The sequence below is a fragment of the Paenisporosarcina sp. TG20 genome (genome assembly GCF_000286315.1).
Classification (GTDB): domain Bacteria; phylum Bacillota; class Bacilli; order Bacillales_A; family Planococcaceae; genus Paenisporosarcina.
In genome coordinates this window covers 1-863 of sequence record NZ_ALJG01000040.1, presented here as the reverse complement: position 1 = coordinate 863, position 863 = coordinate 1, and the positions used below count along the sequence as shown (strand labels likewise).

2 protein-coding genes are annotated in these 863 nt (G+C 43.8%); both read right to left on the bottom strand.

All coding sequences use genetic code 11. The features are described 5' to 3' along the window. Positions 1-451, bottom strand: a 451-nt coding sequence (locus B371_RS20915) for an IS3 family transposase (RefSeq protein WP_192811882.1), incomplete at its 3' end; no start/stop codon positions are given. An 8-nt stretch (positions 452-459) separates the two neighbouring features. Then, on the bottom strand, positions 460-777 hold the full coding sequence (locus B371_RS0100190) for a helix-turn-helix domain-containing protein (protein ID WP_019412359.1): 318 nt from the start codon (positions 775-777) through the stop codon (positions 460-462). Positions 778-863 lie beyond the last annotated feature (86 nt).

The following is an 863-nucleotide window of genomic DNA, read 5'->3' as shown; positions in this document are numbered from 1 at the left end:
CAATTTCATTATTGAACAGGTCCATGATCGTCGACAGGTACATCGTCGAGCTTCCGTACTGAATATACGTGATGTCCGTCACCCATTTTTGATTTGGCGCAGAAGCCGTAAAATCACGCTGCAGGAGATTCGGCGCCACAATGACGGATTCGCCTTGTGATTTCCATTTTCGTTTTGGTTTGATCCGGCATTGTAAGTTATGCTTTTGCATGATGGCTTGAACCGTATTGCGATGCCGATCCAGCTGATAAGCGTTCTTCAGTAACTTTTTGATTTTCCGATGGCCAAAGCGATATTTCGTTTTCTTGCACAATGCAATAATCGCCTCTTCCGCCTCCGTCAACACGGGAGTGGCACCTCCGGTCAACCAGCGGTAATAAGTGGAACGTGGGACACATAAAGCGGACAGGATTACCGTTACGGTATACGTTTCTCGGTATTTTTCGACCAATCGAAGAATTACCCCTTTTTCAACTCCTCTTTTATCTCCAAGTACTTTTTTAAGATGTCATTCTCCATTTTCAAATGCGAATTCTGGCGCTCTTTCTTCTCCAGTTCACTCTCAAATTCCGGCCCATGCCCATATGAATATTGCTTGCCGATTGGCTGGTCGAACCGGTGGATTTCATTCGCCTGGTACCATTTCATCCACGTCTCAATCTGCGTTTTATTTTTAATGCCGTGTTTCTCCATAATCTCTCGTGTGGTCAACTGGCCACTCATTTTATCTTTCACCACGGCCCATTTCGTCTCACTTGAATATACATTTTTGCCCATGCAAAAACACCTCCGATTTCTGTACTTGTGTTAAGTGTACCATTTCGGAGGTGTTTTATATTGTCCCATTTAATTATGTTAGTCTA